Source organism: Pseudomonas sp. NPDC087336 (assembly GCF_044744285.1).
GTDB lineage: Bacteria > Pseudomonadota > Gammaproteobacteria > Pseudomonadales > Pseudomonadaceae > Aquipseudomonas.
The window spans coordinates 144,201-171,197 of the sequence record NZ_JBIUYA010000007.1; the positions used below are offsets into that span (position 1 = coordinate 144,201).

Genomic DNA, 26,997 nt, shown 5'->3' on the forward strand with positions numbered 1-26,997 from the left:
CAACAGGCTTTTGCCCAGGATTAATTACTGGATATTTAGCGATTCAAACCTACGCTCTTTCGCGGGGGATCCAATTTCCAACGGCGCTCGGGGGTTCGTCTCAGCGTACTAATACCAGTGCACAGGAGCTCGACATGATCCGGACAAAGTTCTCTTCTGTTTTTGCTATCCCGTTACTGTTGTCTGCAACATTGCTCCCCAGCATGGTCATCGCCGCCGACCCGCCCCCCAACATCGTGGTGATCATGGGCGACGATATCGGCTGGTCCAACATCGGTGTCTACAACCAGGGGATGATGGCCGGTCGTACACCCAACCTCGACCAGCTCGCCAATGAAGGCATGCGTTTTACCGACTATTACGCCGAGGCCAGTTGCACCGCCGGGCGCGCCAATTTCATTACCGGTGAATTGCCGATCCGGACCGGTATGACGACTGTGGGCCAGGCCGGGTCGCCAGTCGGAATTCCCGTCGAAGCCGTGACCATCGCCACCGCCCTCAAGGCCATGGGTTATTCCACCGGCCAGTTCGGCAAAAATCACTTGGGCGACCTCAACGAATTCCTGCCCACCGTTCATGGTTTCGACGAATTCTTCGGCTACCTCTACCACCTCGACGCCATGGAAGATCCGGCGCACCCCAACTATCCGCAGGAGCTGCTCGCCACCGTTGGCCCGCGCAACATGGTCCACAGTTGGGCCACCACCACCGATGACACCACGGTCATGCCACGCTGGGGCAAGGTCGGCAAACAGAAGATCGAAGACGCCGGCACGCTCTATCCGCAACGGATGAAAACCGTCGACGACGAGATACGCGACAAGGCCTTCACCTTCATCGACAAGGCCAAGACCGACAACAAACCGTTCTTCCTCTGGCTCAACCCGACCCGCATGCACATCGTCACGCACCTCTCGGACAAATACGAAGCCATGCGCAACTCGCAGAACGGCTGGTCGGAACAGGAAGCCGGCATGGCGCAGCTCGACGACATCGTCGGAGACGTCATGGCCAAGCTGAAAAAAGACGGCATGGACGGCAATACCATCGTCATCTTCACCACTGACAATGGCGCGGAAAACTTCACCTGGCCCGATGGCGGCACCACGCCGTTTGCCATGGGCAAAGGCACCGTCATGGAAGGTGGATTCCGGGTGCCGGCGATCATTCGCTGGCCAGGCAAGGTGCCAGCCAATCAGATTGCCAACGGCATCATGTCCGGCATGGACTGGTTCCCGACCCTGGTCGCGGCGGCCGGCAACCCGAACATTACCCAGGAACTGCTCAAAGGCAAGCAACTGGGTGACCGCACCTACAAGGTGCACCTGGACGGCTATGACCAGACGCCGATGATCACCGGCAAAGGACCTTCGACCCGTAACGAAATCTTCTACTTTGGCGAAAGTGCGCTGGGCGCGGTGCGAATCGGCGACTACAAATATCGTTTTATAGATCAACCGGGCGGCTGGATGGGCGCCAAGGTGGCGGTCGACGTACCGATCCTGACCAACCTGCGCCTCGATCCCTTCGAACGTATGGGCTGGCCGGAAAATCAGGCGGCTCAAGGTTCGCAGCAGTACTTCGACTGGTTCAAATACCAATTCTGGCGCTTCGTTTTCGTCCAGCAACAGGTAGCTAAACTGGCTGAAACCGCGATTGAGTTCCCGCCGATGCAAAAAGGCGCGAGCTTCAACCTTGATTCGGTGAAAGCCAAGATCGCCGCGGCAAGAGCGGAAATGGCCAAGTAAACAGTCGAGTGCTCGGGTGGCCAACACTGGCCACCCGCATCCGTGACGAACGTTTGTTGACGCAGTAGGGGATTGATATGCAGATAAAAACCTCCGCCCTGCCCGCCTTCACCCTGCTTGCGCTGTGCTGCCAGCAAGCCCAGGCCGGCGGCATCATGCTCTATGAAATCGGCACCGATAACGCCGGCCTCGCCAACGCCGGTGCCGCCGCCCGGGCCCAGGGCCCTTCCACCATCGCCAGTAACCCGGCGGGCATGAGCTATCTGCCGGGTACGCAGATCACCGGTGGCCTGCAAGTGCTCTATGGCAACCTCGAGTTCAATCGCGACGGCGACACCAATGTCCCGGGCAGTGGCAGCGGCAACGCCCTCGATCCGATTCCCGGCGGCAGTTTCTTCATCACCCATGAGCTGGACGACCACTGGAGCATCGGCTTCGGCCAGTACGCCGACTTTGGGCTGGCGGTGAATTACGACAACGATTGGTCCGGCCGCTACTTCTCACAGAACGCCAGCCTCGGCGGTTTGTCTTTTGTGCCGAGTGTGTCTTACCGCTTCAACGAGCAATGGTCGGTGGGGGTCGGCGTCAAAGCCATGTACGGAGTGCTGCAAGCCCAGACCGCCATCGACCGCTCACCTTTCGGTTTCACCGACCGCGGCGATGGGCAGTTCAAGTACAAGGACGAGGACTGGGGTTTTGGCGCGAACGTCGGGGTGATCTACGCCCCACAAGCCGGTACGCGCATTGGCCTGACCTACACCAGCAAGGTCGACCTGGACTTTGAAGACGGGCTCGACGTCAAAGGTAATGGGCCAGCATTGGACAGGCTCAATGGCCTGAACACCCAGCTCGATTTGACGGTGCCACAAACCGTCACCTTGAGCCTGTTCCAGCAATTGGATCGGCAGTGGGCCCTGCTCGCCTCGGTCAACTGGCAGGACTGGTCGGAGTTCGGAGAGGTCGGCGTACAGGTCGACACCACGGCAATCGATGCTCGCTCAACTACAATCGACGCCAACTACAAAGACACTTGGCAACTGGCGCTCGGTGCGCAGTACCAGGCAACGCCGCAACTGCTGTGGAACGTTGGCGTGGCTTACGACAGCAGTGCCGTTTCCGACAGCGATCGCACATTTACCGTACCAATGGCAGAATCCTGGCGCATTGCCACAGGAGCCACCTATGCTGTGAACAAGGATACCGATGTCAACGTCAGTTGGGCCCTGGTCTATCTGGGTGATATGTCAGTGGACCAGACCAAGTCAACGTCGGGCGATCGAACGTCCGGGCAGTTCGACGATGCCTGGATTTCAGCCATTGCCGCAAACATGACTTGGCGTTTCTGATTATTATCAAAAAAAAACGACTTTATCCAAGGAGCACACAGCACTATGAACCTGACCCGTAAATTGCTCGTCGGCACGGCCCTGGCCGGGCTCTTGCTCGGCGGTTGTACGTCGAAAGTCACCGAGAAGGAGCAGTATTCTGGCTACCTGTCCAACTACAACAACCTGCAGGAAGTGACCACTCCCAGCGGTGGCACGGCGATGCGTTGGGTGAGTCCGTCGTGGAACGCCAATGCCTATGACACGGTCGCGTTCAACCGACTGGAACTGTATCCGGCGCCCAAGCCCAATGAGCGGGTCAACCAGCAGACGCTCAATGACATTCAGAACTACATGACCAACAAGGCCAAAGCCACCCTCGGCCAGAAGTACCAGGTGGTCTCCAGCCCGAGCGCAGCGCCGGCCGGTTCGAAAGTCTTGGTCATGCGTGCCGCCATCACGGGCGTGAGCGCCTCCAACGAAGGCATGAAGTGGTATGAAGTGGTGCCCATCGCTGCCGTCGTCGGCGCGACCCAGGCCGCCACCGGGCACAGGGACCAAGACACCGAACTGTTTATCGAAGCGGAGTTCATCGACGCGAAAAGCAACCAGACCGTGGCCAAGGTCGTGCGCAAGGTATTCGGCAAGCAGCTTTCAAACGAAAGCCAGAAAATCACCGCGCAAGACTTCAAGGCGGCGATCGACAAGCTGGGTACTGACTTCCAGGCATTCATCAAGTAACACGACTGCTGGTGTGGTTCTTTTGTAGGAGCCAGACTTGCCGGCGAACCGGGCGCCGCGGTGTACCTGTTGCACCGCGTCATCGTTCTTCGCGGGCAAGCCTCGCTCCTACAAGGGAACACGACACCGTGGTGTACCTGTTGCACCGCATAATCCGTTCTGTATCAAGCCTTTTTCATCCCCACCCGCCGCCGCATCTGCGCCGTAATCGTCTGCCGGGTTTTCTTCATGTCCGCCCAGGGTCCGTCACCCACTTCGGCCAGGCGCTCGTGAACCGTGTGGATGTTCCACTGGTTGCCACCCTTGAGCTCGGCAATCTCCTCACGGTAGATCGGCACCGACACCGGCAATCCTTCGCGGGTACGCGCGGCGTAGGCGCAGATGGTGGTCGCGCCCAGCCCGTTGCGCAGGTAATCGATGAAGATCCGCCCCACCCGATTCTTCGGCCCTGATACTGCGGAAAAACGCTCCGGCAGCATCTTGGCCATGTGGCTGACAATGGCATGGCTGAAGTCCTTGACCTCATCCCAGCCGAGCTTGCGGGTCAGTGGCACCACCAGGTGAATGCCCTTGCCGCCGCTGGTCTTGAGGAACGCTTTGAGCCCCAGCTCATCGAGCACCGTCAGGGTCAACTGGGTGGCCTCGACCATGCGTTTCCACGGCAGTGCCGGGTCCGGGTCGAGGTCGAGGACGAAGCGATCGGGTTTGTCGAGGTTGTCCGAAGTGGCGTTCCAGGTGTGCAGCTCGACGGTGCTCATCTGCACGGCGCCGATCAAGGCTTCGGCGTTGTTGATGACCATCATCGGCTGGCCCGTGAGTTTCTGGTCGAGGATGGTGATGCCGGGGATGGCCAGGCGCTCGGCGTTTTTCTGGAAAAACAGTTCGCCGGCGATGCCATCCGGCGCACGTACCAGCGCCACGGGGCGGTCCTTGAGCTGCGGCAGAATCCACTGCGCGACGCTGGCGTAATACTCCGCCAGTTGCACTTTGGTCGCGCCACTGCTGGCATCGATCACCCGGTCCGGGTGGGTGATGCGCACCTTGCCCTGGTCAAGGCCGATCTGGGACGGCGCAGGTTCGGTTTTCTTCTTCGCGGCGGAAGGTTTGGCGGCGGCGGTTTTTTTCGCGCAGGCAGTTTTCACGGCAGTCGCACGCTCCTCGGTAATGTCTTTGGCAGGTTTGTCGTCACGCAGGCCATGGAACACCGCATGGCGCACCGAACCGTCCTTGGTCATTTCGGCAAAGGCCACTTCCGCCAGCAGGCTGGGTTTGAGCCAATGCACAGCGTTGAACTCGGCACCGCCGGGCGGGTTGACCACCGCGGGCTTCTTCGTCTGCAAGGGTTTGAGTTGTGCATGAATGCTGTTGAGAGTCGCCTCGGTAAACCCGGTGCCGACCTTGCCTGCATAGCGCAGCTCACCGCTGTCACGGTCATGCAGCCCCAGAAGCAACGCACCGAAGGCATTGCGTGAGCCTTTGGGGTCGGTGAAGCCGACGATGACGAATTCCTGTCGATGCTTGCACTTGAGTTTGATCCAGTCATTGCTACGCCGGGAGACATAGGGCGAACCCAGGCGTTTGCCGATCAGGCCTTCCATCTGCATTTGGCAGGCGCTGTTGAGCAAGGCCTCCGGGTCTTCCCCGAAGGCTTCGGAGAAGCGCAGCAGCGGGTCCTTGCTGGTTTTGAGCACCGTCGCTAGCGCAGCCCGGCGTTCCTCGACGGGCACCTCGCGCAGGTCCACGCCATTAAGGTAGGGCATATCGAACAGGTAGTAGAGAATATTGCCGCTGCGCCCGGCCTCAAAGGCGTTCTGCAAGGCCTGGAAGTCCGGCACGCCCTGCTCGTCGGCCACCACCATTTCGCCGTCGAGCCAGGCCGACTCCAGGCCCAGGCCGGCCAGCGCCTTGGCCTGGCCGGGCAGCTTATGGGTCCAGTCGTGGCCGTTGCGGGTGAAAAGCTTGACCTCGTCGTGGTCGACGCGCGCCATGATCCGGTAGCCGTCGAACTTGACCTCATAACTCCACTGGCCGCCCGGGGCCTTTTCCACCAGCGTCGCCAGTTCCGGTTTGATCTGGTCCGGCAGTTTGGCCTTGTGTGCACCGGTGAGTGGCGCGGATTTTTCCTTGCGCGGCTCTTTATGCTTTGGCGCAGCGGGCTGCTTGAGGGGCTTGGGTTTGGCCGCCTTGGGTGATTTGGCAATGATGGTCCGCTCGCTGAGCACGCTATCGGGCTCGGCGGCGACCACGTCGTACTCACTTTCCGGCCGGGCGGCGCCGTCCTGGTGCTTGATCAGGAACCACTGCTCCTGCTTGCCCGGCATGTGCGTGCGCACCAGGTTCCACAGCCCGGCGAGCTTCTCGCCTTGCAGTTCGAACTTGAGCCGGCCCTTGGCATAGGCCTTGGCCGGATCCTCCTGGGGAACCCACACGCCGCGGTCCCAGACGATGACATCGCCCGCACCGTAGTGACCTTCGGGGATGCTGCCTTCAAAGGTGGCGTAATCCAGGGGATGGTCTTCGACATGCACCGCCAGGCGCTTGACCTTGGGGTCCAGCGACGGTCCCTTGGGCACCGCCCAGCTCTTGAGTGCACCATCGAGTTCCAGGCGGAAATCGTAATGCAGGCGCGAGGCATCGTGCTTCTGGATGCAGAACTGCAAGGCATGATCCCTGGTGTTTTTTCTGCCCGTTGGCTTGACGGCGACCGGTTCCGAAGTCGCCGAAAAATCGCGCATGCGGTTGTAGTCATCGAGGTTCTTGTTCATGGCTCACCCGCGGGTCGCTGCAGGGCGCTGAATCAGCACTTCCCTCTCACAGCAGAGCAAGTCAGCACGAGAAAAATTCCATCGCCATCGAAATTGCCCGGACAGACGGCCCCGCGCCCCAGCTGTCGGCGAGCGTTCAAGAGCCTACAATCGGCGGGTGCTGCCTCATCTGCGGAGAGCAATCATGCGCGCGGTTCACGTCCTCCAGACCCCACCGGCATCGGTCAATGTCGTGGGCGAAACGATCACCGTCCTGGCTGGCGGCGATCTGAGCAAACCCTTTGAAATGCATATCCAGGAAGGCGTGCAAGGTGGCGGCCCGCCCCCGCACTTTCATCCATGGGACGAAGCGTTCTACGTGGTGGATGGTCAGGTCGAAGTGACCGTCGAAGGCTCATCCACCACCGTCTCGGCCGGGGGCTATGTGCACATTCCTGCCGGGGCGATCCATGCCTACAAGAACGTCAGTCCCACCGCAAAGATGATCGGCGTGGTCTCCGATCCCCGGGGCGGGCAGTTTTTTACGGCAATGGATCAGTTCAAGGTACCCGAGGATCTGCCGCGGATATTCGAGGTGGCCGAGCGCTTTGGCGTGACGTTCCTGGTGCCCGAACCATCGACTTCTTGATCCGCCCTACAACGGTGCTTTGCGTCAGGCGGTACCCCGGGCCTGCTGTTCCAGATGCACCTGCAAATCCGCCTCGATGCCCAGCGCCGCTGCCAGTTCATCCAGATAACTGCGCTCGGCATCCTGTTGATCATCCACCAGCATCACGCTGGCCAGGTACATCTCGGCGGCCATACCGGAGTCAGTTGCCGACTGTGCCACCTCGGCAGGGTCAAGCGGTTTGGCGACTTCCTCATCAAGCCACTGCTGCAACTGCGGATCGTCGGTATGACGGGCGATTTCGGCATTGATCATCTGCTTCTCGGTTTCGTCGAACCGGCCATCGGCCTTGCCTGCCGCTATCAATGCACGCAGGATCGCATGGCTGTGTTCCTCGACTTGCGGCCCGGCCAGCATATCCACCGTACGCATCACCTGTTGCGGCGCCTGTTGCTGTTGCGCGGCCTGGCTGCGTTGCCAGGCCTGATAGGCCTGGAACGCCATCATCCCCAGCGAAGCCAGCGCTGCATAATTGGTACCACCAGCAGATCGCGATTGCGCTGCACCCCCCATAGGCGAACCCCCGCCGAGCAAGCCGCCGAGCAGCCCGCCCAAGCCGCCCATGCCGCCTGCCCCGGCACCGCTTGCGTTACCACCACCCAACAGGCCGCCAAGCAGTCCGCCCAGGTCACCCGGGCCACCTTGAGCCGACGCCCCACCGCCGCCCCGTTGCGCCATCGAGCCCTGGCCGGCCCGCAGTAATTGTTCGAGCAGATCGCTGGTGTTCATGACGACATCCTCATCGATGGGAGTGATTCAGTCAGACAACGATAGCCCTCGCGAATGAATGTGCTACCACCGTTTGGCTGACACACCGCCGATTTATCCAAGGTATTTTTTTATGGCGCAGCTAAGATTCACAGGTGGTGAACCTTATTCCCGGATACCCGGTCGATACCTGCAACCCCACCCGGTTTGCCGCCGCCCGCCAGATGAGGGCGTTGACTGGCTTGCTTCACTTTCTGGAGAGCGCCCCTGTGATATCGACCCTACACATCGCCAGGCTCAAAGCATGGGGTGCCCATGGTTTTACCGCCACCGGCGTGGTCACCGCCTTCCTCGCGACCCTCGCCCTGCTCGATAACCAGCCGACCAGTTGCCTGCTGTGGCTGGGCGTGGCCCTGATCGTCGATGGCCTGGACGGCGCACTGGCGCGCAAGGTCAATGTGCAGTCGGTACTGCCGAGTTTCGACGGTTCGATTCTCGACCTGGTGATCGACTACCTGACATATGTGTTCATCCCGGCATTGTTCATCTATCGCTACATCCCGCTGCCGGACTACACACTGCTGCTGACCGTGTCGCTGATCCTGGTGTCATCGCTGTTCTGCTTCTGCAACGTCAACATGAAAAGCAAGGACAACTATTTCCAGGGCTTCCCCGCCGCGTGGAACGTGGTTGCCCTGTGCCTGTACATCATCGCGCCGTCTCCCTGGATCACCTTCCTCACCGTGATCGGCCTGGCCCTGTTGACCCTCACCCGGATGAAATTCCTGCATCCGTTTCGCGTGCGCCGCTTCATGCCGATCAACATTGCCGTGACGGCGATCTGGCTGCTGTGCAGCCTGTCGCTGGTGATCAACCACCCGGTGATCAATCCCATGGTCATGGGGCTTTGGCTGCTGATGTCGGCGTACTTCCTGGGGATCTGCTTGTGGCGCACCGCGCTTGAGTGGTTCGACGAATCGCGGCTCAAGTAACGCCATGCCTGTCCATATCGTTCGCCTCGGCACCCCGCGAAAACCCGACGAAGGCCTGCGCCTGGGCACTGTGCGCCGTCCACCCCGTGGCGTACCGAAGGCCGAGTTTGCCAGCCGGGATTTCTACGACGTGTGGCAGCCGCTGCTTTCGCCCAGCCCGGAGCTGGTTCACCAGGCCCAGGCGGCTGAAGACGACAAGGCCTGGAATGCGTTCAGGCGCAAGTTCAAGGCCGAAATGAACCAACCTGCCCCCAGCCAGTTGCTCGATCTGCTCGCAGCCCTTTCGCATCACACCTCACTGGCCGTGGGCTGTTATTGCGAGGACGAAGCGCACTGCCATCGCTCGGTGTTGCGTGAGTTGCTTGAGGCTCGGGGGGCGGAGGTTGTCTAGATAACTCGCACGCCACTCTCACGGCTGTACCCGATCCGCAGATCAAGAGGTCTGTTCACTTGATCCGCTACACCCCCACCCATCATGGTCAATACTCAAGGATTCAAGCCAAGCCAAACAACCGCCGTCACAACCCCTCGGGAGGTTTGTCATGTCTGGTCAATCTCGCTTCATGCTGGTGACTTCGCCGCTGATGGAACACAGCCCTGCTTTCGACCGGGCGGCCGCGCTGGCCAAGGCGGAGGGCGCGGCGTTGCATATCGTGGCCTTCGACTATCTGGAAGGCCTGGCCACGGCCGGCATGGTCAATGAAAAGGCGCTGGAGCAGATGCGCCTGGGTTATGTAGACCGCCACCGTCAGTGGCTGGAAGACCAGGCCCGGCCCCTGCGCAAAATCGGCGTAACCGTTACGACGGAAGTGACGTGGGTGCAAAACCCGCTGGAGGAAATCCTGATTCACCTCAAGGAACAGCCGATGGATGTGCTGATCAAGGCGCTGGAACACCAGTCGTTGCTGTCGCGACTGATCTTCACCCCGCTGGACGTACATCTGCTGCGTGAGTGTCCGGTACCGTTACACTTCGTCAGCCACGCGGTCAACGCGCTGCCACGCAAAGTCGTCGCCGCCGTCGACCCCTTCCATCGTGATGATCACTACAAGAGTTTCAACGACCGCATCCTGCACGAGGCCACGAAGCTGGCGACTGCCTGCAATGCCGAACTCGATGTGGTCTACGCCTATGACCTTTCGTCCATCAGTTCGGACGAGTTCGGCTTTGATAACGGCTCGGCGTTTTTTTCCTCGACCCGCAACAAGACGCTATATGACGCACAGCTGGACGCCTTCAACGAACTGGCCGAACGCAATGGCATCGCCCAAGCGCAACGGCACATGATCATGGGCAACCCGGCCAAGGTCCTGACCCGCTACGCCGATGCCTTTGACGTCGACGTGATCGTCATGGGCCGTCTCGGCCATCGCGGCATGGGGCGCTTGATCGGCAGTACGGTGGAGCACCTGCTGTACAAAATGCCCTGCAGCGTGTGGGTGGTGTACACCGAGCGGCTGGATGAATAGCTGCCCGATGTATTGGACCTGTAGGAGCCAGGCTTGCCTGCGAAGGGGACCGAAAGGCTAGCGCAATGTTCAGGGACGCCTTCGCCGGCAAGCCGGCTCCCACAGGGCCGGTCTCAACGCCTGGTGATCACCACTTCCAGGTACTCACTGGGCACCACCATTGACTTTTCCCCCGCCCTGTTGAGGCGGTTGAGCAGTTCGGTCAGGTCGTCTTCCAGGGCCTTGGCGCCGTCGGGGGGCAGCGCCGCGAAGGCCTTGTGGATCGGGCCGTACCAGCTGCGGAAGGTGTCGATGAAATGCTCGGCCGAGCGATAGCGGAAGTTGAAGGTCCGGCGAGTCACCTGCACCAGGAAGTCGCGCTCGTCGAAGTGCTTGTGCAGCCAGGCTTCGGTGCCCCACTGCGACGGCGGTTGCGCGCCGGGCGGTGGCGGCATGTGCCGGCCCAGGGTCTTGAACATCTGGCCGACGAAACCTTCCGGGGTCCAGTTGGCCAGGCCGATCCGGCCACCGGGGCGACACACTCGCGCCAGCTCCGCGGCGGCCTTGGCCTGGTCGGGCGCAAACATCACACCGAAGGTTGAAAGCACGGCGTCGAAACTGGCATCGGCGAAAGGCAACGCTTCGGCGTCCGCCACCTGGAAGGTCACGTTCAGGCGTTCCGCACGAGCGCGGTCTTCGCCACGTTCGAGCAGTGCGGCGACGTAGTCGGTGGAGATCACGTTGCAACCGCGACGCGCGGCGGCCAGGGTTGCGTTACCGTTGCCGGCGGCAACGTCCAGCACCTGTTCATCGCACAACAGGTCGCAGGCCTCGGCCAGTTGTTCGCCGACGATCTGCAAGGTGGTGCCGATCACGGCGTAGTCGCCACTGGCCCACGCGGCCATTTGACGGGTTTTCAGGGCAGAAAGATCAATGGGTGTACTCATGGAGACAATCTCTGGTTTGGGACAGCATCGGGCACAGGCTCACTCAGCCGTGGTGGGATCGATGATGTTCATGACCTGGGAAATCCGATTGGCCGGGAAACCGCCCTGCCGGGCATGCTCCCTGATGAGCTCCTCGTTTGGCGCGATGTACACGCAATACAGCTTGTCGCCGGTGACATAACTCTGCAGCCATTGCACCTCTGGCAACTCGCGCAACACCCTGCAGGACTTTTGCGAGACGGCTTTCAAATCCCTTTCTGACAGTGCTCCGGCGCCTGGAATCTCGCGTTCAATGACGAACTTGGGCATGGCAACCTCACTTTATTCTTATTGATGACAGGACCCGGTGGCCCCGTGTGCAAACTATCTCTCTGACGCTGATCGGCGTCCTGCCCGATCGTCGGCCAACATTGCCCGATCGTCCGGAGAATTCACCTTGGGCCGTGACGCGTTCACAATCAGAAACCCCGCACGGGAAAACGCCCATGGACGCCCTGTCACAGACCCTGCGCGTCGTCCGCCTGGTCGGCGCGATTTTCATCAACGCCAGGTTCACCGCGCCCTGGTGCTATCAGTCGCCGAGCGCCGACACCGCGGCACCGTTCCTGGAACCGGGCGCGGAACGGGTGGTGATCTTCCACTTGATTACCGAGGGCGAGTGCTACGTCGAACTGGGGGATGATCCGCCGCTGCTGCTCAACCCCGGCGACGTGGTGATTTTCCCCCAGGGCCACGCCCATCGCATGAGTTCCCAGCCGGGATTGACGCCCGCCAGCGGTGCGCGGCTCGACGAAGTATTGGCGCGACGCCCGCGGCAATTGAGTTACGGCGGGGGCGGCGCGGTGACGCGCCTGGTGTGTGGCTACCTGGCCTGCGATACACGTTTGGCTGGCATGTTGCTGGCCGGACTGCCGCCCGTGGTCAGGGTCAATGTGCGCGGCTCCAACGCCGGCATCTGGCTGGAATCTTCGGTGCGTTATGCCTTGGCCGAAGCGCGATCGCCAAGGCCTGGCGGCGAAGGCGTGCTGGCAAAACTGGCCGAGGTGCTGTTCATCGAAGTGCTGCGCCTGTACATGCACGAACACGGCAAGGGCCGCACCGGTTGGCTGGCCGGCGTGAGCGACCGCATCGTCGGCGCCGCCCTCAACGCCTTGCACAAGAAACCCTGCCACGCCTGGACGCTGGATGAACTGGCGCGCACTGCCGGCACCTCAAGATCAGTCCTGGCCGAACGCTTTGCGCAACTGGTGGGGGTGGCGCCGATGCAGTACCTGACGCAATGGCGCATGTTGCTGGCGGCCAATCTGTTACGCAGCAGTAACAGTTCGTTGATGCGCATCGCCGAAGAGGTGGGTTACCAGACCGACACGGCGTTCAGCCGGGCCTTTCGCCGTGAGTATGGAGCGCCGCCAGCGGCGTGGCGGCGCAGTCAGGGCAATCGATCAATGGCTCACAGCCCTGGGCCTGCGAGCCATTGATCCTAAGGTTCAGGCCGCTGGCGCCTGGGCCTTCGCCTCTTCCAACAACTGCCGGATCATCTTTTCCTGTTCGTCGTAGCGACCTTCACCAAAGTGGGTGAAGCGCACCTGCCCCTTGGCATCGATCAGGTAGTGGGCAGGCCAGTACTGGTTGTCGAAGTTGCGCCAGATCGCATAGTTGTTGTCGATCGCTACCGGATAGGTAATGCCGTATTCCTTCACCTTGTCCCGGACGTTGTCGATGATGCGTTCGAACCCGTACTCAGGGGTGTGCACGCCGATCACCACCAGGCCATCCTTCTCGTACTTCTTCGCCCAGTCCTTGACGTACGGCAGGGTGTGCTTGCAGTTGATGCAGTCGAAGGTCCAGAAGTCCACCAGCACCACTTTGCCCTTGAGCGATTGGTTGGTCAGCGCGGGCGAGTTGATCCACTCCACCGCACCGGTCAGCGAGGGCATGGCGCCCTGGGCGTTGTCCATGGACTCGGCCTTGACCTTGCTGACGAAGTAATCGACGACTTTCGGTACGGTTTCCAGCACACCTTTCTCGATGCTGCTGACCCCTTGCGACGAGGTGTTGGCCAGCAGCACATCGTCTGCTCCCGTGGCAATGACGGCCGCACCGGCCAACACCGCCACACCGGCACCACGACGCAACCAGCCAGTGACCGGGATCGATGGTTTCAGGCGATTGACCAGGCCACGACCTGCGAAGATCAAGGTGCCCAGGGACAATGCGCTGCCCAGGCCGTAGGCCACCAGTAACAGACTGGTCCCGGCGTTCGCGCCCTGCAGCATCGCGCTGGTGAGAATCACCCCGAGGATCGGCCCGGCGCAGGGCGCCCAGAGCAGGCCGGTAGCGACACCAATCATGATCGAACTCAGCGGGCCGGACAGTGTGCGGCTGTTGGGGTCGAGGCGATTGCCCAGCGCCACGAACGGACGCGCCAACCAGTCGCCGACCCGTGCGGAAATCAGCGACAGGGCGAACAGCACCATCACGCCCAGTGCCACATGGCGCCCGGTGTTGCTGGCCTGGATAACCCATTCACTGCTGACCACCGCCAGGCTGGAGATCAGGGCAAACGTCAGGACCATGCCGCCGAGGGTCAACATGATCGATGAACGCGTACGGTCGGCACCGGCGAACAGGAACGGTACGACCGGCAGGATGCAGGGGCTGAGGACGGTCAATATGCCGCCCAGGAAAGCGATGAGTAACATGGTAATCACCTTGGAGATAGAGGGTGGCAATCCACATCCGTCCCCTGTGGGAGCTGGCTTGCCAGCGATGACGGCGGCACATTCAACATGGGTGTGACCTGTTGACCGCTATCGCTGGCAAGCCAGCTCCCACAGGAGATTTGTGGTGTTCAAGCTTCAGGCCGTCTGGCTGTCCAGCAACTTGCCCTGCGGCGTGCGGCTGGAGCCGTTCTCGGCGAGGAAGGCATCGCCGCCCTTCTCAGCCACCGGCGTCAGCTGAAAGCAGGTGCTGCTGCCGCAAGCGTTCTGTTCTACAGCGGCGTTGGCATGGGCCGCGGCCCCGGCAACGGAAAAAGCGATGGCGGTTAAAAAACGGGTGACGTTGTTCATGATGTTTTTTCCTGGCTGGATTGGAATGCGCTAAGGGTGATGACTGGAATCAGTTATCCGAGCCGCAGTTGTCGGCAAATTTGCGGTAGTCCAGGATCTGAGTCTTGCTCTGGGAGTCCAGGTAGGTCAGCTGCGCATTCACCACGCCGCAGGAAGGCGAGGCATCCTGTTTCAGCGACACCACTTTCCTGATGTCCAGGTGCGTGCCGTAGCTGTAGCTCATCGGGGTAACATCAGCTTCGGCGCGGGCCGACAAGGTGCAGATGTTCAGGGCGGCAAACAGGCAAGCGGCGTAGATGGCTTTGGTGTTCATGGCGGTTTCCTCAAGGTTCATCGTTTGTTGGCAGAGGCGCTTGGGTTTACCTCGATGGAACCTATTAGAAGCCTGCGAGGTATCCCGTATGTGTCGGGAACCGGCGCGTGTAAATCGGCAAGTATCTGGGCTGGGCGGGGATACACAGGGATACAAAACCCGGCAAAATGACTGTTTTTGCGTCGATGTGTATCCGCCGTCAGGCCAGATACACTGCAATACAAAGGGCGGCGGGCGAGCGGGCCAAGGCTCGATAGACTGTGCGACATCCCCCACTGACAGAGGCAAGTCCCCATGGAGCACGTCGATCACATTCTCATCGTTGACGATGACCGCGAGATACGCGAGCTGGTGGGCAACTACCTGAAGAAAAACGGCCTGCGCACCACAGTCGTGGCCGATGGCCGGCAGATGCGCAGCTTCCTCGAATCCACGCCGGTGGACCTGATCGTGCTGGACATCATGATGCCGGGCGACGACGGCCTGATGCTCTGCCGCGAACTGCGCGCCGGCAAACACAAGGCCACCCCGGTCTTGATGCTCACCGCGCGCAACGACGAAACCGACCGCATCATCGGCCTGGAAATGGGCGCCGACGACTACCTGGTCAAGCCCTTCGCCGCCCGTGAACTGCTGGCACGGATCAATGCCGTACTGCGCCGCACGCGCATGCTGCCACCGAACCTGGTGGTGACCGAGTCCAGCCGCTTGCTGGCCTTCGGTCGTTGGCGCCTGGACACCTCCGCCCGGCACCTGCTCGATGGCGACGGCACCATGGTCGCCCTCAGCGGCGCCGAGTACCGGTTGCTGCGGGTGTTCCTCGATCATCCGCAGCGAGTGCTCAATCGCGACCAGTTGCTCAACCTGACCCAGGGCCGCGACGCCGACCTGTTCGATCGATCCATCGACCTGTTGGTCAGCCGCCTGCGCCAGCGCCTGCTGGACGACGCCCGCGAACCGGCCTACATCAAGACCGTGCGCAGCGAGGGCTACGTGTTTTCCCTGCCGGTGGAAATCGTCGGTGCGCCAGCATGAACCTGTCACTGCGCTGGCCCCGCACCCTGGCTTCGCGACTGTCGCTGATATTTCTGGTCGGCCTGATCCTCGCCCAGGCGCTGTCCTTCGGCGCGCAGTACTACGAGCGCTATGAAAGCTCGAAAAATACCATGCTCGGCAACCTGGAAACCGACGTCTCGACCTCCATCGCCATCCTCGACCGCCTGCCGGCGCAAGAGCGTGCGAGCTGGCTGCAACAACTGGATCGACGCAATTACCGCTATTTGCTCAATGAGGGTTCACCCGGCACCGCCATGGACACGGACATGCCCGAGGCACCGATTGCCATGGCCTCGATCAAGAATTCCATCGGCAAGGACTATCCGATGACCTTCAGCGATATTCCCGGGCCCGGGAAACACTTCCAGGTGCACCTCAAACTGTCGGACGGCAGCCCGTTGACCATCGATGTGCGGCCTTCGATGGTGCCGCTGTCGCCCTGGCTGCCCATCGTGCTGCTCGGGCAATTAGCGTTGATGATTGCCTGCACCTGGCTGGCCGTGCGGATCGCCATTCGCCCCCTCACCCGCCTCGCCGAAGCCGTGGACACCCTCGACCCCAACACCCACCCGGTGCTGCTGGACGAAAAAGGCCCGACCGAAGTGGCCCACGCCGCCAAGGCCTTCAATGCCATGCAGGCTCGCATCGCCGCCTACCTCAAGGAACGCATGCAACTGCTGGCGGCGATCTCCCACGACCTGCAAACGCCAATTACCCGGATGAAACTGCGCGCCGAATTCATGGACGACTCGGTGGAGAAAGACAAACTGTGGAACGACTTGTGCGAGATGGAACACCTGGTGCGCGAAGGCGTGGCGTATGCCCGCAGCGTCCACGGCGCCACGGAAGAAAGTCGGCGCACCGACCTGGACTCGTTCCTCGACAGCCTGGTGTTCGATTACCAGGACATGGGCAAGCAAGTGCAGCTGAGCGGCAAAAGCGCCACCGTCATCGACACCCGCCCCCACGCCTTGCGGCGAGTGCTGGTGAACCTGACGGACAACGCCCTGAAATTCGCCGGCACCGCCGAGTTGCTGGTCGAGAAGAAAGCCGATGGCAGCGTCTCGGTGAAAGTCATGGATCGCGGCCCGGGGATTGCCGAAGCGGAACTGGCCCAGGTCATGCAACCGTTCTACCGCGTGGAAAACTCGCGTAACCGCAGCACGGGTGGCACCGGCCTGGGGTTGGCCATCGCGCAACAGCTGGCCTCGGCGATCGGGGGATCGTTGACCTTGAGCAATCGCGAGGGTGGTGGCTTGTGTGCCGAGCTCAAGTTGCGCGGCTGACACCGGCTGATCGCTCCCACGCTCTGCGTGGGAACGATCAGCATCAGACTAGTGTTCAAGAAACGACGCCTACGACCCCTTCCCCCTGCATCTGCTGCAACAACCCCAGCCCGCTATCCATAAACGCCACAGATTCCGTCATCCCCGCCTCCGCCGCCAATCCCTGCAGCTGCGTAAGTCCGGTCTGCCCGGGAAACGCCTCGATGCGCTGCAACAACCGAAAGGCCAATGGACTCAATTCAGAAAACTTCACACTGAAATCCAGGTCCCGACGCACCAACAACAGCGTCGGCTGATCCGGCATGACATCCGGCAGATAATCCGGCCCCACCCGCTGCACTGGCCAGGCATACGCCAAGGGCCAGGCCAAAGGCGAAACCTGCAGTGGACGATTCAACAACCCATCGGCATCGCCGCGGGGCAACGGCTCGGCCTCGGATTGTTGCAGGGCCATTTCCACCCATTCGTAGTGCGCCAGTTCGACTATGAACGGCGGCCACTTGCCTGCGGCCAGCGCCGGGGGTTCAGAGGCGAGGAAGTCGATGAACTCCTCGGCGATTTCGCCGAATTTGGGGGTGTGGGCGCGGTAGTCGCGCAGGAACATCCGCACCAGTGCCCGCCATTGCTCGTCGTCGAGAATCTTCACCAGCACTGGAAAAGTGCCGCTGATCAACGACGACAGGTTGGCGAACACCAGGTCGCGATAAACCTGGGCCCGTGCCGGGTCCATTTCCGGCGGTGGCGCGTAGCGTTCGGGGTCGCGCAGATACCGGCCCATGCTGTTTTGCTGTTCATGCAGCGAGCGCTTAGCCACGGTACACCTCCGCGGTTTGTAACCGGCGAATGGTCTGCAACTCGGCGACCAGTTCGGAAAACGCCGGAAAGTTGAAATCACGCTCGAGCAAGGTCGGTTGCGCGCCGAATCGGGCATAGGCCTGGGCCAGCAACGACCACACCGCTGGCTTGACCGAAGCGCCATGGGTATCGATTTTCAAGGTATCGGACTCATCGAAATGTCCGGCAATGTGCATGGCCACCACACGGTTAGCATCGATCCGATCCAGGAAAGCACGCGGGTCGAAACCATGGTTGATCGAGTTGACGAACACATTGTTGACGTCCAGCAACAGGTCGCAATCGGCTTCGCTTAGCACGGCGTTGGTGAAGGTCACTTCGTCCATGTCCTGCTGCGGTGCTGCGTAGTAGGAGACGTTTTCCACCGCCAGGCGGCGGCCGAGAATGTCCTGGGCCTGACGGATGCGCGCGGCGACGTGATGCACCGCTTCTTCGGTAAAGGGCAACGGCAACAGGTCATACAGGTGACCGTCATCGCTGCAATAGCTCAGGTGCTCGCTGTACAGCGGCACGTTGTGGTGGTCGAGGAAAACCCGCACTTGCTGCAGAAATTCCACATCCAGCGGCGATGGCCCGCCCAGGGACAGGGACAAGCCATGACAGGACAACGGATAGCGCTCGGCCAGGGTTCGCAACGCCGCGCCATGGGCACCGCCGATGCCGATCCAGTTCTCTGGCGCGACTTCGAGAAAGTCGAAATGACCGGCCGGGGCGGCCAGCAGGTCCTTGATTAAACCGCGACGCAGGCCGAGCCCGGCGCTGGCCTTGGCTGATGTGGCAGGGGTTTGCATGATGTCGATTCCAAGGGTTGTCAGAACGTCATCACATTTAATCGAAGGGATGTATCGGGTCTGTGTGGCGTGCTAACAGAAAACGGCTAGCTGTGTATCGGCAGCGGGTCTGTACACACTCTGGTACAAACCCGCATCCGGGCATTACGCCAGGTCGTACTTCTCGCGCACCAGATGGCCGATGCCCATTCGGTCGAGCACATCCATCGGGCACAGGAATGTCACGCGCACAGTACCTGGCAGGCGACTGATGTCGATGGAACCGGTGATGGTGGCGCGATTGAGCACTTCGTCATAAGGCAGACCGGTGACGGCGGCAGCGCGCGCCAAGCCGTTCTCCACCGCCAGGTTGAGGTTCTCGCCGCTGCCGATGAAGGTGATCGGGCCGCTCTGTTCGATCTCGTGCTGGCCCCAACGCTCGCCCAGTGCGCGGACGCTGGCCCGCTGTTCGGCATTCATGGGCCGGGCCATCGGCGGCAGGTCGTCGAGGTTTTGCAGGAGGATCGGCCCTTCCAGGGTCAGGTTTTTAACCACTTGCACCACCACCTCGGTTTCCCCGGAGCAATCGGTGGCGTGCCCGGCGATCTCGCCGTTGCCCTGCTGCGCATGCATATCACCCATGTACACACCCGCGCCGGGCACTTTCACCGGGCAGATCAGCACACAGCCTTCGCGGACCGAGTTGGTGTCCATGTGGCCGTCGGTCTTGGCCGCGTGCAGTTCTTCGCGGGTCATGCCGAAACGGTGCGGGGCATTGATCAGGTATTGGCCGAAATCAGCGCAGTTGTGCGAGTCGGGCAAGTCGCGCGAAGGCAGTGTGCCGATGTTGCCCAGGAACGGTCGCATGTGCGCGGCGACACCGGGAATATCAGCGCGGGCCAGGGACAGGATCGAATGTTGCGCGGCGAATTCCGGCAGCGCCGACATCTCGGACGCTTTGCCGGCCAATCGGTTGGCGATGTCCTGGTTGACTGTCAGGCTGACCTGGTTCTGCGCGTCGAACACGATCACATAGCCATGGCTGAAGCGAAACGCGCTGACCTCGGCGCCACAGTGGTTGCAGCGAATCGCGTCCTCGCCAATGCCTTCGACATGGCTGGCCGGATGCTCGGTACCGCACTTGGCGCAGAACTTGGAGACGAACGGATCGCCGTTGTAGCGCCCCTCGACGAAGCTCATGACCCCGGACGAAGTGGCCAGCGACGTGACGCGCATGCTGTTGATCTTGATCGCCACGGCATCGCCGATTTGCGCCCCGGCGATGGCCACCGGTTGCGTCACTTCATGGCCGCCCTCGAAAGCGGGCGTGATCATCGGCCCCCAGCAACCTGGCGGCGTACCAGTGATCAGGGTGCCGCCGTCGGCCAGCGGGCCGAGCATCGGCTGACTCGGGCCAATGATGCCGTTGGTGTAGCGATCGACCCGCAGGCGATTGACCGGCGTGGCGTTGAGATTGGGTTGAGGCACAAGCGTTGTCATTGTTATCCCCTTCGATGTCAGGAGCGAATGGCCGCCTGCTGCGACGACCTGGAAGTAGCGCTGACCCTCGGTTTTGCAGGAGTCAAACGGTCTTCACAGTTCATCGCAGGTTTGTATCTGCTCTGTGTTCGAGGGTGGCCTGGAATTGAGGGGGACTGTATCGAGAGGCTGCCTGGATACATTGGGATACATGCGCAGTGACTGCCGAACACTATCCCTGTGGGACCTTCGTCGCCTAGAGAAGCGGCTTTCGACCAGCGAACTAAACTTAACGCACACAGGACGAGTCATCGTCCTGTCCATTCCCACGACCACCGCCCAGGGGCGAACGCCTCGCTAAACACTGCCACTGGACCCTGATCCTGCAAAAGGAGCACACGTGATGGACGAGGCCAGACTCAACGATTTCATGGGCAAACTGGTGGGTGACATGGGCGGCGCGGCGATGCTGGCCAACGTCATCCTCGGTGAAGAACTTGGCCTGTACCGGGCCATGGCCGACAGCCAACCAATCAAGCCCGAAGCCCTCGCCGAGAAGACCGGCTGCAACCCTCGCCTGGTGCGCGAATGGCTCAGCGCCCACGCAGCTTCCGGCTACATGGAACACAGCGACGGTCAATTCCGTCTGCCCGAAGAACAAGCCCTGGCACTGGCCGTCGAAGACTCGCCGGTCTATATCGCCGGCGGCATCGGCGTGGTCGCGTCGTTCTTCCATGACAAGGACAAACTGGTCAAGGCCATGCGCGGCAACGGCGGCCTGGCCTGGGGCGATCACCATCCGTGCATGTTCAGCGGCACCGAACGCTTCTTCCGCCCCGGCTACAAGGCGCACCTGATCGCCGAATGGTTGCCGGCCCTGGACGGCGTGGTGGAAAAACTTACGGAAGGCGCCAAAGTCGCCGACATCGGCTGCGGTCATGGCGCGTCGACGGTGATCATGGCCCAGGCGTACCCAAACTCGCGGTTCGTCGGTTTCGACTACCACGCGCCTTCAGTCACCGTCGCCACCCAGCGCGCCGAGGAAGGTGGCGTGTCCGGCCGCGCTCGGTTCTTCCAGGGTACGGCCAAGAGCTATCCCGGCGATGACTATGACCTGGTCTGCTACTTCGACTGCCTGCACGACATGGGCGACCCGGTGGGCGCGGCCAAACATGCCTACGAGTCGTTGAAGCCGGACGGCACGGTATTGCTGGTGGAGCCGTTCGCCAATGACTCGCTGGACGACAACATCACCCCGGTCGGCCGGTTGTTCTACGCCGCCTCGACCTTCATCTGCACGCCCAACTCGCTGTCCCAGGAAGTCGGTCTCGGGCTTGGCGCCCAGGCAGGCGAAGCGCGGTTGCGCAAGGTGTTCAGCGAGGCCGGGTTCTCGAGTTTCCGCCGGGCTACGCAGACGCCGTTCAACCTCATCCTGGAGGCACGCAAATAAACACCCCGCCCTTGTAGGAGTGTTGACCATGCTCGACAGCCTCATCCACGAACAGCTCGATCGCCTCCGGCAGTTAATGGCCGACGAGCCGTTCGCGGTCCTCACCGGCGCCGGTATCAGTACCCCGTCGGGCATTGCGGACTATCGCGACAATCAGGGCGTGCGCCGAGGCCGTCAGCCCATGATGTATCAGGAATTTCTCTCGGCGCCCGAATCCCGACGGCGCTATTGGGCGCGGGCGATGCTCGGCTGGCCGCGAGTGCGCCAGGCGCAACCGAACGTGGCCCACGACACCCTGGCCCGCTTGCAAAGCAATCGGCAAATCAGCGGACTGATCACCCAGAACGTCGATACCTTGCACGACCAGGCCGGCAGCCATGACGTGATCGAACTGCATGGCAGCCTGCACCAGGTGTTGTGCCTGGACTGCGGAAAACGCAGTTTGCGCGATTCGATCCAGCATCTGATGGAAGCACAAAACCCGTATCTGGCCGGCGTCGACGCTGTACAGGCGCCGGATGGCGATACCCTGCTGGACCCCGCCTTCGAAGGACGCTTCCAGGTCCCGCATTGCCCCCACTGCTCTGGCGCGCGGATGAAGCCGGACGTGGTGTTTTTTGGCGAGAACGTCGCCCAGGAGACGGCCGCCAAAGCGATGGCTGCGGTGGAAAAGGCAGCAGGGTTACTGGTCGTCGGCTCGTCGCTGATGGCCTACTCGGCGTTTCGTCTGTGCCGCGCGGTGGTGGATCAGGGCAAACCGTTGCTGGCGATCAACCTGGGCAAGACCCGGGCGGATGACATGCTAAATTTGAAGATCGAGGGGTCGTGCGAGCAGTTGCTGCCGTTGCTGGCACAGCGCCTGGCAGGCTGAAGATCGTTCCCACGCTCTGCGTGGGAACGATCAGACTCTACACGGCAAAATCCTGCGCCTTGAGCACATCAAACAACGCCTGCGCCGCCGCCGACAGTTCCCCTCCCGGCAAGGTCAGCACACCGATGGCCCGCTCCACCACTGGGTCGCGCAAGGTAATACAATGCGCCCCTAGTTCACGCATCTGCCCCGCGCACAGGGCCGGCACCGCGCTCACGCCCAACCCGCTGGCGACCATCCGACCGACCGTCGCCAATTGATGGCTTTCAAACTCCACCGGCAACTTCATGCCCCGGGCCTGCAAATGCTCTTCCAGCATCACCCGCACTGTCGACGGACGCTGCAAGGTAATGAACGGTTCCTTGAGCAACGTCCGCCAGTCGATTTCATCGAGTTCGACCAGCGGTGAATCCTGGGGCACCACCGCCACGAAGCGATCCATGTACAACGGCGTGAATTGCAGCGATGAACTCATGGTCGGCTCGAAGGCCACACCCAGTTCCACCTGGCGATCACGGACCATTTCCAGCACCTGCTCGTTGATCACGTCGTTGACCGTGACGTTGACTTTCGGATAGCGCACGCGGAATGTCTTGAGGATTGGCGGCAGCAGGTTGCCGGCGAACGACGGCATGGCCGCCAGGGTCACGCGACCGCGCTGCAGGGTGAAGCGCTGACGCATCTCGTCCTCGGCGTTATCCCAGTCGGCGATCAGGCGGCGCGCCAGCGGGACCAGCGATTCACCCTCGGCAGTCAGCGCGACGTTGCGTGTGTTGCGGGTGAACAGACGCCCACCCAGGCCTTCTTCCAGCGCCTTGATGGTCAGGCTCAAGGCCGATTGCGACAGGTGCAGGCGCTCGCAGGCCACGGCAAAACTCAGGCTTTGGGCCACAGCCAGGAAGGCGCGGATCTGCTTGACTGTCATGGTCGTTGTCTCCAAATCATTAGATTGTTGAGTTTTATCAATTAATCAACATTAAAAATCAACTTAACAAATTAATCCTGTAGCGCGACACTCAATCCCATTCGGCTAGCCAGCCGCCCACAAAGAATAAAAGAGGTGCATATGGCAGGTTTCGACAAGCGCGTGAGTTCCTACGAGGAAGCCCTGGCAGGTCTTGAAGACGGCATGACCGTGATCGCAGGCGGCTTCGGCCTGTGCGGGATCCCGGAGAACCTGATCAACGAGATCAAGCGCAAAGGCACACGCGACCTCACCGTCGTTTCCAACAACTGCGGCGTCGACGGTTTCGGCCTCGGCGTGCTGCTGACCGACCGCCAGATCAGTAAAGTGGTGGCTTCCTACGTCGGCGAAAACAAGCTGTTCGAAGAGCAACTGCTCAAAGGCGAAATCGAAGTCATCCTGACCCCGCAAGGCACCCTCGCTGAAAAAATGCGCGCAGGCGGCGCCGGCATCCCGGCCTTCTTCACCGCCACCGGCGTGGGCACTCCGGTTGCCGACGGCAAGGAAGTGCGCGAATTCCATGGTCGCAAGTACCTGATGGAAGAATCCATCACCGGTGACTTCGCCATCGTCAAAGGCTGGAAAGCCGACCATTTCGGTAACGTGATCTATCGCCACACCGCCCAGAACTTCAACCCGCTGGCCGCCACCGCCGGCAAGATCACCGTGGTCGAAGTCGAAGAAATCGTCGAACCCGGCGAGCTGGACCCGGCGCAGATCCACACCCCTGGCATCTATGTCGACCGGATCATCTGCGGCACGTTCGAGAAGCGCATCGAACAGCGCACCGTACGTAAGTGATCCCCTGCCCCCGGACCGAATGAAGGAATAACAACAATGGCACTTTCCCGCGAACAAATGGCTCAACGCGTCGCCCGCGAAATGCAGGACGGCTTCTACGTAAACCTGGGCATCGGCATTCCGACCCTGGTCGCCAACTATATCCCTGAAGGCATGGAAGTCATGCTGCAGTCGGAAAACGGCCTGCTTGGCATGGGTCCTTTTCCTACGGAAGACACCATCGATGCCGACATGATCAACGCCGGCAAACAGACCGTGACCGCCCGTATCGGCGCATCGATCTTTTCCTCGGCCGAATCCTTCGCGATGATCCGTGGTGGCCACGTCGACCTGACCGTGCTGGGCGCCTTTGAAGTGGACGTGCAAGGCAACATCGCCTCGTGGATGATTCCCGGCAAACTGGTAAAGGGTATGGGCGGCGCCATGGACCTGGTGGCCGGTGCCGACAACATCATCGTCATCATGACCCACGCGTCCAAGGACGGTGAGTCCAAGCTGCTGTCCCAATGCAGCCTGCCGCTGACCGGCGCCGGGTGCATCAAGCGCGTGCTGACTGACCTGGCTTACCTGGAAATCGAAAACGGCGCGTTCATTCTCAAAGAACGTGCACCGGGTGTCAGCGTCGAAGAGATCGTTGCCAAGACTGCCGGTAAACTGATCGTGCCGGACCACGTGCCGGAAATGCAGTTCGGTGACCTGTGAGGAATCATTCCATGCAAGAAGTCGTCATTGTTGCCGCCACGCGCACCGCGATCGGCAGTTTCCAGGGTTCCCTGGCCAGCGTATCCGCCGTTGACCTGGGCGCTGCAGTGATCCGTCAGCTGCTGGCGCAAACCGGCCTGGACCCTGCGCAAGTCGATGAAGTGATCATGGGCCAGGTCCTGACCGCCGGCGCCGGGCAGAATCCTGCGCGCCAGGCAGCCATCAAGGCCGGCCTGCCCTTCGCCGTGCCGGCCATGACCCTGAACAAAGTCTGTGGTTCGGGCCTCAAGGCTCTGCACCTGGGCGCCCAGGCGATCCGTTGCGGCGACGCCGAGGTGATCATCGCCGGTGGCCAGGAAAACATGAGCCTGGCCAACTACGTCATGCCAGGTGCCCGCACCGGCCTGCGCATGGGCAACGCGCCAATCGTCGACACCATGATCAGCGATGGCCTGTGGGATGCGTTCAACGATTACCACATGGGCATCACCGCCGAGAACCTGGCCGAGAAATACAGCCTGAGCCGCGAGCAGCAGGACGCATTCGCCGCCGCCTCGCAGCAAAAAGCCGTGGCTGCCATCGAAGCCGGGCGCTTCGTTGACGAAATCACACCGATCCTGATCCCCCAGCGCAAGGGCGATCCGCTGTCCTTCGCCACCGATGAGCAACCACGGGCCGGCACCACCACCGAATCCCTGGGCAAGCTCAAGCCGGCCTTCAAGAAGGACGGTTCGGTGACCGCCGGCAACGCTTCGTCGCTCAACGACGGCGCCGCCGCAGTGATCCTGATGAGCGCCGAAAAAGCCAAGGCCCTGGGCCTGCCGGTACTGGCGAAAATCGCCGCTTACGCCAACGCGGGTGTCGATCCGGCAATCATGGGCATCGGCCCGGTGTCGGCCACTCGCCGCTGCCTGGACAAGGCCGGCTGGTCTATCGACCAGCTTGAGCTGATTGAAGCCAACGAAGCCTTCGCCGCACAATCGCTGGCCGTGGCCAAGGACCTGGAATGGGACTTGAACAAGGTCAACGTCAACGGCGGCGCCATCGCCCTCGGCCACCCGATCGGGGCCTCGGGGTGCCGCGTACTGGTGACCCTGCTGCATGAAATGATCAAGCGTGACGCCAAGAAAGGCCTCGCCACCCTGTGCATCGGTGGGGGTCAGGGTGTGGCACTGGCGCTCGAACGGGCATAAGCCGACAGCGTTTAACAGTCGGTGCGGGGACCCACGAAGATCCGCCACCGCCTGGCAAAACACCCGGTGCGATTCACGTCGCACCGGGTTTCCACATTTGCAGAACTGCAAGCGCGCTTTGCTTTCAAGGAGCAGTGGGGTCAGGCAAACTTCACCAGATTCAACGCCGGCAGCGGCCCGCCGGGAAACTGCACCAGTCGCGCACCGACGCTTAACACCCCAAGATCAATCCCGAAGAATCCCAGGCGCTCGATCAGCGTCGCCACCTGACTCTTCGCCTGCGCGTCGTCGCCCGAGAAAAACAGCACCCTTCGCCCACCTTCCGCTGTCGGTTCGCTTTCCAGCAAATGCGCCTGAAGGTGATTGAACGCCTTGACCACCCGCGCACCCGGTACCCATTCGGCAAACACCTCACTGGACATGCGTCCGTGCAGGTCCAATGCCTTGAACGACGGCGCTTCGATCGAATTATTGGCATCGATCACGATCCGCCCGGCAAAATCCGGCAGGCCGGCCAGTGCCGTCGGCAACTTCGACCAGTTCACCGCCACCAGCACGACGGGCTGGGCAGCCGCTTCTTCACGGGTACCGGCGCGAGCGGTTGGCCCGAGTTCTGCCACCAGCGAGGCCAGGCTTTCGGGGCCGCGACTGTTGCTGATGACCACGTTAATGCCCTGACGTGTAAGGGCTTTGGCGAATGCAGCGCCGATTGCGCCGGCGCCGATAATTCCGATGGTGTTCATGGTTTGTCGCTCCGAGTGGGTTGTCGTCGGAGTGAATACTGCGCTTGCCATTAGGGTATGATTAGCCTGTAATTCCTTGAATGATTTTCAAGCGTTACTATC

Annotated in this window: 27 protein-coding genes; 15 read left to right on the plus strand and 12 right to left on the minus strand. The window is 61.4% G+C overall.

The annotated features are described in order from the left end of the window. Window positions 1-134 precede the first annotated feature (134 nt). The 3 genes from ACIO0C_RS09305 (at window position 135) to ACIO0C_RS09315 (ending at window position 3,814) form a co-directional block, all read left to right on the plus strand. Complete coding sequence (locus tag ACIO0C_RS09305) at window positions 135-1,748, plus strand: arylsulfatase (RefSeq protein WP_401310660.1); 1,614 nt, start codon at window positions 135-137, stop codon at window positions 1,746-1,748. A 77-nt stretch (window positions 1,749-1,825) separates the two neighbouring features. Continuing rightward, entirely contained in the window at window positions 1,826-3,094 is a 1,269-nt protein-coding gene (locus tag ACIO0C_RS09310; RefSeq protein WP_401310663.1) for an OmpP1/FadL family transporter, read from the plus strand. A 45-nt stretch (window positions 3,095-3,139) separates the two neighbouring features. Next, the gene (locus ACIO0C_RS09315) at window positions 3,140-3,814 is read left to right on the plus strand and encodes a DUF3313 domain-containing protein (protein WP_401310666.1); all 675 of its coding nucleotides are present in this window, start codon (window positions 3,140-3,142) and stop codon (window positions 3,812-3,814) included. Window positions 3,815-3,978: 164 nt separating this feature from the next. Here ACIO0C_RS09315 and ligD read toward each other — a convergent pair whose 3' ends face one another. Beyond that, window positions 3,979-6,579: a DNA ligase D gene (gene ligD, locus ACIO0C_RS09320; protein WP_401310669.1), complete on the minus strand. Its 2,601-nt coding sequence runs from the start codon at window positions 6,577-6,579 to the stop codon at window positions 3,979-3,981. Window positions 6,580-6,763: 184 nt separating this feature from the next. Between ligD and ACIO0C_RS09325 the strand changes: the two genes are divergently transcribed. Continuing rightward, window positions 6,764-7,207 carry a cupin domain-containing protein gene (locus ACIO0C_RS09325; RefSeq protein WP_401310672.1) on the plus strand — a complete coding sequence of 148 codons (444 nt, stop codon included), beginning with the start codon at window positions 6,764-6,766 and terminating at the stop codon, window positions 7,205-7,207. 24 nt (window positions 7,208-7,231) lie between these two features. On the opposite strand, the gene ACIO0C_RS09330 is transcribed toward ACIO0C_RS09325, so the two are convergent. Then, window positions 7,232-7,975 carry a tellurite resistance TerB family protein gene (locus ACIO0C_RS09330; protein ID WP_401310674.1) on the minus strand — a complete coding sequence of 248 codons (744 nt, stop codon included), beginning with the start codon at window positions 7,973-7,975 and terminating at the stop codon, window positions 7,232-7,234. A gap of 248 nt (window positions 7,976-8,223) precedes the next feature. Between ACIO0C_RS09330 and pcsA the strand changes: the two genes are divergently transcribed. From pcsA to ACIO0C_RS09345, 3 genes are all read left to right on the plus strand, one after another. Then, on the plus strand, window positions 8,224-8,946 hold the full coding sequence (pcsA, locus tag ACIO0C_RS09335; protein WP_401310676.1) for a phosphatidylcholine synthase: 723 nt from the start codon (window positions 8,224-8,226) through the stop codon (window positions 8,944-8,946). Window positions 8,947-8,950: 4 nt separating this feature from the next. Continuing rightward, window positions 8,951-9,337, plus strand: a complete 387-nt coding sequence (locus tag ACIO0C_RS09340; RefSeq protein WP_401310679.1) for a DUF488 domain-containing protein — start codon at window positions 8,951-8,953, stop codon at window positions 9,335-9,337. Between the two features lie 151 nt (window positions 9,338-9,488). Beyond that, on the plus strand, window positions 9,489-10,415 hold the full coding sequence (locus tag ACIO0C_RS09345) for a universal stress protein (RefSeq protein ID WP_401310682.1): 927 nt from the start codon (window positions 9,489-9,491) through the stop codon (window positions 10,413-10,415). A gap of 113 nt (window positions 10,416-10,528) precedes the next feature. Here ACIO0C_RS09345 and ACIO0C_RS09350 read toward each other — a convergent pair whose 3' ends face one another. Beyond that, window positions 10,529-11,341 (minus strand): class I SAM-dependent methyltransferase, encoded by an 813-nt coding sequence (locus ACIO0C_RS09350; RefSeq protein WP_401310685.1) that lies wholly within the window; start codon window positions 11,339-11,341, stop codon window positions 10,529-10,531. Between the two features lie 39 nt (window positions 11,342-11,380). After that, window positions 11,381-11,650, minus strand: coding sequence for a DUF4242 domain-containing protein (locus tag ACIO0C_RS09355; RefSeq protein ID WP_008063076.1), 270 nt, complete (start codon window positions 11,648-11,650; stop codon window positions 11,381-11,383). Between the two features lie 176 nt (window positions 11,651-11,826). Between ACIO0C_RS09355 and ACIO0C_RS09360 the strand changes: the two genes are divergently transcribed. Continuing rightward, window positions 11,827-12,819, plus strand: a complete 993-nt coding sequence (locus ACIO0C_RS09360) for an AraC family transcriptional regulator (protein ID WP_401310689.1) — start codon at window positions 11,827-11,829, stop codon at window positions 12,817-12,819. Window positions 12,820-12,828: 9 nt separating this feature from the next. On the opposite strand, the gene ACIO0C_RS09365 is transcribed toward ACIO0C_RS09360, so the two are convergent. From ACIO0C_RS09365 to ACIO0C_RS09375, 3 genes are all read right to left on the minus strand, one after another. Next, window positions 12,829-14,043, minus strand: a complete 1,215-nt coding sequence (locus ACIO0C_RS09365; RefSeq protein ID WP_401310692.1) for a cytochrome c biogenesis protein DipZ — start codon at window positions 14,041-14,043, stop codon at window positions 12,829-12,831. A gap of 156 nt (window positions 14,044-14,199) precedes the next feature. Further along, a complete protein-coding gene (locus ACIO0C_RS09370; protein WP_401310695.1) occupies window positions 14,200-14,412 on the minus strand; it encodes a hypothetical protein in 213 nt (70 codons plus the stop codon). Window positions 14,413-14,461: 49 nt separating this feature from the next. Next, the gene (locus ACIO0C_RS09375; protein ID WP_401310698.1) at window positions 14,462-14,725 is read right to left on the minus strand and encodes a DUF2790 domain-containing protein; all 264 of its coding nucleotides are present in this window, start codon (window positions 14,723-14,725) and stop codon (window positions 14,462-14,464) included. Window positions 14,726-15,019: 294 nt separating this feature from the next. Here ACIO0C_RS09375 and ACIO0C_RS09380 point away from each other — a divergent pair, with 294 nt between their 5' ends. Together ACIO0C_RS09380 and ACIO0C_RS09385 are read left to right on the plus strand one after the other, a co-directional pair. Then, the gene (locus ACIO0C_RS09380) at window positions 15,020-15,760 is read left to right on the plus strand and encodes a response regulator (RefSeq protein ID WP_008063067.1); all 741 of its coding nucleotides are present in this window, start codon (window positions 15,020-15,022) and stop codon (window positions 15,758-15,760) included. After that, a complete protein-coding gene (locus ACIO0C_RS09385) occupies window positions 15,757-17,067 on the plus strand; it encodes an ATP-binding protein (protein WP_401310701.1) in 1,311 nt (436 codons plus the stop codon). The genes ACIO0C_RS09380 and ACIO0C_RS09385 overlap by 4 nt, the downstream gene beginning before the upstream one ends. Before the next feature lie 55 nt (window positions 17,068-17,122). On the opposite strand, the gene ACIO0C_RS09390 is transcribed toward ACIO0C_RS09385, so the two are convergent. The 3 genes from ACIO0C_RS09390 to ACIO0C_RS09400 all read right to left on the minus strand — a co-directional run bounded on the left by ACIO0C_RS09390 (window position 17,123) and on the right by ACIO0C_RS09400 (window position 20,192). After that, window positions 17,123-17,881, minus strand: a complete 759-nt coding sequence (locus ACIO0C_RS09390) for a DUF2063 domain-containing protein (RefSeq protein WP_401310704.1) — start codon at window positions 17,879-17,881, stop codon at window positions 17,123-17,125. Next, window positions 17,874-18,713 (minus strand): DUF692 domain-containing protein, encoded by an 840-nt coding sequence (locus ACIO0C_RS09395; protein ID WP_401310706.1) that lies wholly within the window; start codon window positions 18,711-18,713, stop codon window positions 17,874-17,876. The genes ACIO0C_RS09390 and ACIO0C_RS09395 overlap by 8 nt, the downstream gene beginning before the upstream one ends. Window positions 18,714-18,857: 144 nt before the next feature. Next, window positions 18,858-20,192 (minus strand): acetamidase/formamidase family protein, encoded by a 1,335-nt coding sequence (locus ACIO0C_RS09400; RefSeq protein ID WP_401310708.1) that lies wholly within the window; start codon window positions 20,190-20,192, stop codon window positions 18,858-18,860. Between the two features lie 382 nt (window positions 20,193-20,574). Here ACIO0C_RS09400 and ACIO0C_RS09405 point away from each other — a divergent pair, with 382 nt between their 5' ends. After that, window positions 20,575-21,621, plus strand: coding sequence for a class I SAM-dependent methyltransferase (locus ACIO0C_RS09405; RefSeq protein WP_401310711.1), 1,047 nt, complete (start codon window positions 20,575-20,577; stop codon window positions 21,619-21,621). Between the two features lie 28 nt (window positions 21,622-21,649). Continuing rightward, window positions 21,650-22,492, plus strand: a complete 843-nt coding sequence (locus ACIO0C_RS09410) for an NAD-dependent protein deacetylase (protein WP_401310713.1) — start codon at window positions 21,650-21,652, stop codon at window positions 22,490-22,492. A 37-nt stretch (window positions 22,493-22,529) separates the two neighbouring features. Here the strand turns inward: ACIO0C_RS09410 and ACIO0C_RS09415 are convergent, their stop codons facing one another. Further along, the gene (locus ACIO0C_RS09415) at window positions 22,530-23,417 is read right to left on the minus strand and encodes a LysR family transcriptional regulator (RefSeq protein ID WP_401310716.1); all 888 of its coding nucleotides are present in this window, start codon (window positions 23,415-23,417) and stop codon (window positions 22,530-22,532) included. Window positions 23,418-23,558: 141 nt separating this feature from the next. Here ACIO0C_RS09415 and ACIO0C_RS09420 point away from each other — a divergent pair, with 141 nt between their 5' ends. The 3 genes from ACIO0C_RS09420 to ACIO0C_RS09430 are packed head-to-tail and all read left to right on the plus strand — an operon-like array spanning window position 23,559 to window position 26,152. Beyond that, window positions 23,559-24,257 carry a CoA transferase subunit A gene (locus ACIO0C_RS09420; protein ID WP_008063052.1) on the plus strand — a complete coding sequence of 233 codons (699 nt, stop codon included), beginning with the start codon at window positions 23,559-23,561 and terminating at the stop codon, window positions 24,255-24,257. 36 nt (window positions 24,258-24,293) lie between these two features. After that, window positions 24,294-24,959, plus strand: a complete 666-nt coding sequence (locus ACIO0C_RS09425; RefSeq protein WP_401310719.1) for a CoA transferase subunit B — start codon at window positions 24,294-24,296, stop codon at window positions 24,957-24,959. Between the two features lie 11 nt (window positions 24,960-24,970). Beyond that, a complete protein-coding gene (locus ACIO0C_RS09430) occupies window positions 24,971-26,152 on the plus strand; it encodes an acetyl-CoA C-acetyltransferase (protein ID WP_401310722.1) in 1,182 nt (393 codons plus the stop codon). A 140-nt stretch (window positions 26,153-26,292) separates the two neighbouring features. Here ACIO0C_RS09430 and ACIO0C_RS09435 read toward each other — a convergent pair whose 3' ends face one another. Then, the gene (locus ACIO0C_RS09435) at window positions 26,293-26,946 is read right to left on the minus strand and encodes an NADPH-dependent F420 reductase (RefSeq protein WP_401310725.1); all 654 of its coding nucleotides are present in this window, start codon (window positions 26,944-26,946) and stop codon (window positions 26,293-26,295) included. Between the last annotated feature and the right edge of the window lie 51 nt (window positions 26,947-26,997).

Bases quoted from the DNA above. Each gene is read 5' to 3' on its own strand.
- ACIO0C_RS09355 (WP_008063076.1), bottom strand. From the start codon at position 11,650: ATGCCCAAGTTCGTCATTGAACGCGAGATTCCAGGCGCCGGAGCACTG.
- ACIO0C_RS09360 (WP_401310689.1), top strand. From the start codon at position 11,827: ATGGACGCCCTGTCACAGACCCTGCGCGTCGTCCGCCTGGTCGGCGCG.
- ACIO0C_RS09345 (WP_401310682.1), top strand. From the start codon at position 9,489: ATGTCTGGTCAATCTCGCTTCATGCTGGTGACTTCGCCGCTGATGGAA.
- ACIO0C_RS09435 (WP_401310725.1), bottom strand. From the start codon at position 26,946: ATGGCAAGCGCAGTATTCACTCCGACGACAACCCACTCGGAGCGACAA.
- ACIO0C_RS09350 (WP_401310685.1), bottom strand. From the start codon at position 11,341: ATGAGTACACCCATTGATCTTTCTGCCCTGAAAACCCGTCAAATGGCC.
- ACIO0C_RS09405 (WP_401310711.1), top strand. From the start codon at position 20,575: ATGGACGAGGCCAGACTCAACGATTTCATGGGCAAACTGGTGGGTGAC.
- ACIO0C_RS09370 (WP_401310695.1), bottom strand. From the start codon at position 14,412: ATGAACAACGTCACCCGTTTTTTAACCGCCATCGCTTTTTCCGTTGCC.
- ACIO0C_RS09375 (WP_401310698.1), bottom strand. From the start codon at position 14,725: ATGAACACCAAAGCCATCTACGCCGCTTGCCTGTTTGCCGCCCTGAAC.
- ACIO0C_RS09400 (WP_401310708.1), bottom strand. From the start codon at position 20,192: ATGACAACGCTTGTGCCTCAACCCAATCTCAACGCCACGCCGGTCAAT.
- ACIO0C_RS09395 (WP_401310706.1), bottom strand. From the start codon at position 18,713: ATGCAAACCCCTGCCACATCAGCCAAGGCCAGCGCCGGGCTCGGCCTG.
- ACIO0C_RS09340 (WP_401310679.1), top strand. From the start codon at position 8,951: ATGCCTGTCCATATCGTTCGCCTCGGCACCCCGCGAAAACCCGACGAA.
- ACIO0C_RS09415 (WP_401310716.1), bottom strand. From the start codon at position 23,417: ATGACAGTCAAGCAGATCCGCGCCTTCCTGGCTGTGGCCCAAAGCCTG.
- ACIO0C_RS09305 (WP_401310660.1), top strand. From the start codon at position 135: ATGATCCGGACAAAGTTCTCTTCTGTTTTTGCTATCCCGTTACTGTTG.
- ACIO0C_RS09325 (WP_401310672.1), top strand. From the start codon at position 6,764: ATGCGCGCGGTTCACGTCCTCCAGACCCCACCGGCATCGGTCAATGTC.
- ACIO0C_RS09315 (WP_401310666.1), top strand. From the start codon at position 3,140: ATGAACCTGACCCGTAAATTGCTCGTCGGCACGGCCCTGGCCGGGCTC.
- ACIO0C_RS09365 (WP_401310692.1), bottom strand. From the start codon at position 14,043: ATGTTACTCATCGCTTTCCTGGGCGGCATATTGACCGTCCTCAGCCCC.
- ACIO0C_RS09425 (WP_401310719.1), top strand. From the start codon at position 24,294: ATGGCACTTTCCCGCGAACAAATGGCTCAACGCGTCGCCCGCGAAATG.
- ligD (WP_401310669.1), bottom strand. From the start codon at position 6,579: ATGAACAAGAACCTCGATGACTACAACCGCATGCGCGATTTTTCGGCG.
- ACIO0C_RS09430 (WP_401310722.1), top strand. From the start codon at position 24,971: ATGCAAGAAGTCGTCATTGTTGCCGCCACGCGCACCGCGATCGGCAGT.
- ACIO0C_RS09330 (WP_401310674.1), bottom strand. From the start codon at position 7,975: ATGAACACCAGCGATCTGCTCGAACAATTACTGCGGGCCGGCCAGGGC.
- ACIO0C_RS09420 (WP_008063052.1), top strand. From the start codon at position 23,559: ATGGCAGGTTTCGACAAGCGCGTGAGTTCCTACGAGGAAGCCCTGGCA.
- ACIO0C_RS09310 (WP_401310663.1), top strand. From the start codon at position 1,826: ATGCAGATAAAAACCTCCGCCCTGCCCGCCTTCACCCTGCTTGCGCTG.
- ACIO0C_RS09385 (WP_401310701.1), top strand. From the start codon at position 15,757: ATGAACCTGTCACTGCGCTGGCCCCGCACCCTGGCTTCGCGACTGTCG.
- ACIO0C_RS09410 (WP_401310713.1), top strand. From the start codon at position 21,650: ATGCTCGACAGCCTCATCCACGAACAGCTCGATCGCCTCCGGCAGTTA.
- ACIO0C_RS09380 (WP_008063067.1), top strand. From the start codon at position 15,020: ATGGAGCACGTCGATCACATTCTCATCGTTGACGATGACCGCGAGATA.